At 62.0% G+C, this 2,685-nt stretch carries 3 protein-coding genes; all 3 read right to left on the bottom strand.

Annotation, left to right across the window (positions count from 1 at the left end):
- Positions 1-77 precede the first annotated feature (77 nt).
- Entirely contained in the window at positions 78-839 is a 762-nt protein-coding gene (locus ACZXDY_RS45375; protein WP_464349946.1) for an IS5 family transposase, read from the bottom strand.
- Positions 840-1,082: 243 nt separating this feature from the next.
- On the bottom strand, positions 1,083-1,844 hold the full coding sequence (locus ACZXDY_RS45380) for an SDR family NAD(P)-dependent oxidoreductase (protein WP_464349944.1): 762 nt from the start codon (positions 1,842-1,844) through the stop codon (positions 1,083-1,085).
- A 121-nt stretch (positions 1,845-1,965) separates the two neighbouring features.
- Positions 1,966-2,685, bottom strand: a 720-nt coding sequence (locus tag ACZXDY_RS45385) for an MBL fold metallo-hydrolase (RefSeq protein ID WP_464349945.1), incomplete at its 5' end; no start/stop codon positions are given.

Consider the following 2,685-nt stretch of genomic DNA (forward strand, 5'->3'; position numbering starts at 1 on the left):
CCGTCTCAGCAGTGCCCATATTGCCGAAAGCAAATCCGTGAAAAACAGCGGCGAAAACACAATCTGCCAAAGTAGTGTTAGGACGTGGACTCATTAGCGCGTATCCAAATTCGGATTGATGCGAGTTTGACGAACGCCAGATAGTTGGCTGCGAGTTTGTCGTAGCGGGTGGCAACACGCCGACGTTGCTTGATCTTGTTGAAGAACCGTTCGATCAGGTTGCGCGCTCGATACAGATACGGGCTGAAGCAGATCGGGTCTTTGCGATTTCGTTTCGGCGGAATGTTCGCCCATGCGCCTTGCTGGCGGGCAAGCTCCCTGATCCAGTCGGCGTCGTATCCGCGATCCGCGAGCAACATCGTTTGGGGAAGCAAGCCACTGAGGAGAACCGAACACAGCCGGTTGTCATGCGCGTCGCCCGGCGTGAGGGCGAGATGCACCGGCAGGCCATCGGTATCCACCACCGCGTGAATCTTGCAGGTCAGCCCCCCTCGCGGGCGACCCATATCCTGCTGATTGTTGTCCGAGATGCAGGCTCCGTGCTGGTGCACTCGGACGACGGAGGTGTCAATCATCTGCACCGCCGACTCATGACCGACGGCAAGCGTGTCCATGATCTGGTCACAGACGCCAGCCTGCCGCCACCTAACGAAGCGATTGTAGCAGGTGGTGCGCGGACCATAGGTCGGCGGCAGGTCGCGCCATGGCGCACCCGAGCGCAGAACCCAAAAGATGCCATTGAGCACGCGCCGGTCATTTACCCGCCGAACGCCGCGCGACTTGTTGGGCAGCAATCGCTGAGTTCGTAGCGCATGATTCGAGGCTCCGGCTTCGGAGATTGAATCACGTCCCGAGCAGCGCCATCAACTCGCCATGACCAACGCGCAGTCGCTCATGCTCTGAATTTACTTACGGACATGGCTGGACTTGCCACTCGTTCGCCCCTGTAGCGAATGACCCTTACAGGCAACGGGCTTTGGCTCACCGCAGCTTTGGGCGCCCAGACTAACTCACCCGAACTATCGCCCCTTAATCGGAAAGAGAAGTAAATTTGGCCGGGACCGCACTTTGCAGCGTGGAAACTAAGCCAGTCCCAAGCCGCCATCGACGGCGAGAACCTGGCCCGTCAGCCATTGCGAGGCGGGGCCCGCAAGCTGGACAATCCATTCTGCGATGTCGTCGGGAACGCCGCGCCGACCGAGTGGAATCCGTGCGCGCTCGTGTTCCTTGACCGCTTCTGCCTGTTCCGCAGATAGCCCCATCATCCCGGTCAAGGCGCCGGATTCCGTGGGCCCGGCGGCGACCGCATTCACCCTTATTCCGAGCGGCGCGAGTTCGAGCGCCCAGCAGCGGGTCAGGTGTTCCAGCGCCGCCTTGCTGGCGGCGTAGTGGGATAGTCCCGCCGCCGGCCGGTGGCCGAAGGTCGAGGAGATGTTGATGATGGTGCCCTGCGTCGCCTTCAGGTGAGGAAGGGCGGCGCGGGCCAGCAGGCTCGGACCGAGCACATTGATGGAAAAGATGTCTGTGATCCGATCGGCTGTCGCATCCGATAACGGAAGGATGGCGCCCGCGCCGGCGTTGTTGATGAGCGCATCCACGCGGCCCCAGTTGTCGACGGCCGTGGCGATGGTCCGCCTGGCGTCTTCAGCAGAGGCGGTATTCGCGACGATGCCCGCGATATTCTTATGCTCCGCGACCGTTTGCTCGATGGGGCCGGCGCGGCGGCCGGTGATGAGCACCTTGTCGCCTTGGTTCGCGAAACGGAGCGCGGCCGCCCGACCGATGCCAGAGCTGCCGCCCGTTATGATCATGACCTTTTCGTTCTGCATGTTCGTTCCACTCATCTGTAAGGTTGGAAATTGGTCAAAGCGGGCATAAACGATCGCTTCGGTTCCAGCGGTTGCGAAGTATTGAACTAGGGCGCGAACTCATACGCGCCCTGGTTCGGCCTTAACCCAATGCCGGTCAGTAGTCCCAGAAGACCGGCACGAAACGGAAGGCATCGCCGTCGGCCGCCACCCGTCCGATGGACGGGAACGGCAGGTGAGTGGCCACCAACATCTCGCCGCTCTTAGCCAGCTCCTGCAAAAGACGGACCCGAACGCGCGCCGCCTCTTCGGGGTCGTGTTCGAAACCGTTGTGCCAGTCGGGTTGCTCGAACCCGACGGTAAACACGGCATCGCCGGCGAATGTCAGCCCGTCACCGCCGGACGCCACGCGGACCACGCTGTGCCCGGGGGTGTGACCGCCGGTGCGACGGGCGACCACGCCCGGCGCAATCTCGTGTTCTTCATCGAACGTCCGCAGGTTGCTGCCGTACTCGCTCACGAACCGCGTGGCGGCCGACCGAAGCGCATCCGGGAAACCCTGCGGCATGGAGGTGTGGGAGAAATCGGGCGACTCCCAGAACTTGAGCTCGGCGGCCGCCACGTGGATCCGCAGGTCTTTACGCAGCCGCTCCTTCACCCCCTCGACGAGCAGCCCGCCAATGTGGTCCATGTGCATGTGGGTCAACACCAAGTCTGTGACGGACCCAAGATCGATGCCGGCGGCCTCCAGTCGCTTGATCAACTGGCCGGCCCGCGGCAGGTTCAAGTCCGGATCGGACCCTAGGTCGTGTGGACAGTTACCGCAACCAAAGCAGAGTTGCGGCAATAGTGACGACGGCAAAGTAATTTTTGGCGG

This window comes from Bradyrhizobium sp. LeoB3 (assembly GCF_055456055.1).

Bases quoted from the DNA above. Each gene is read 5' to 3' on its own strand.
- ACZXDY_RS45380 (WP_464349944.1), bottom strand. From the start codon at position 1,844: ATGAGTGGAACGAACATGCAGAACGAAAAGGTCATGATCATAACGGGC.